A 669-nucleotide genomic window follows, 5' to 3' on the forward strand; every position below is an offset into this window, starting at 1 on the left:
TTTGAGGKAAACGAGATAAAAATTTGTCGCGCTGTTCAACCCACACATTTTATTTATGCACTGAATCTCTCTCATCACAAGATGATACTAAAAATTTGACTTCATAGTTATATTTGTGTTGCCCACTTTGTTCAAAAGTACAGAACACTAGTTCCTTTAATGTTACCATATATTTCTTGTTTTTTGATAGACCAAATTACGCAAACCTGCCCGATAGCTTAACGAGGCTACCGATCGTGCTGGCAGCCTCGTCCTTGAGTCTTATGGAAGTAACGTTTTCCGTTGAGTATATAAGTATCCTTCAATTCAGTTCTAATGAATGAGTCTCCAAAAATTGAAGAATAGTGTCATTTACTAAAGTTGGATATTCCCTTTGCATGTGAGGTCTATGACTTCCACCAGGGACAACAAAATATTGTGATCCTTTTACAAGGGTACTCAATGCTTTGACTTTCTCCTCACCGACACTTTCATCATGTTCTCCTGAGATAAATAATGCTGGGCAATTAATGTTGCTGAGTTCTTCTGACGTAAATTGAGGGTACAGACGCCAATCCTTTGCACTTTGCCGCATAAACTCTTGCCAGTTACCTTTATGTGCTTCTTGGTGTCGTTCAATCATCTGGTTAATGATGTCGTACTTCCCCTGCTCTATAAGCCGCTCAGGCT

The 669-nt window shown here is 39.2% G+C and carries 1 protein-coding gene; it reads right to left on the minus strand.

The window, feature by feature from the left end:
• Positions 1 to 301: 301 nt before the first annotated feature.
• Positions 302 to 669: alpha/beta fold hydrolase (locus tag AC1DWB_RS36785; RefSeq protein ID WP_477545976.1), on the minus strand; the 368-nt coding region annotated here is incomplete at its 5' end.

This window comes from Paenibacillus sp. P4_E11 (assembly GCF_056401635.1).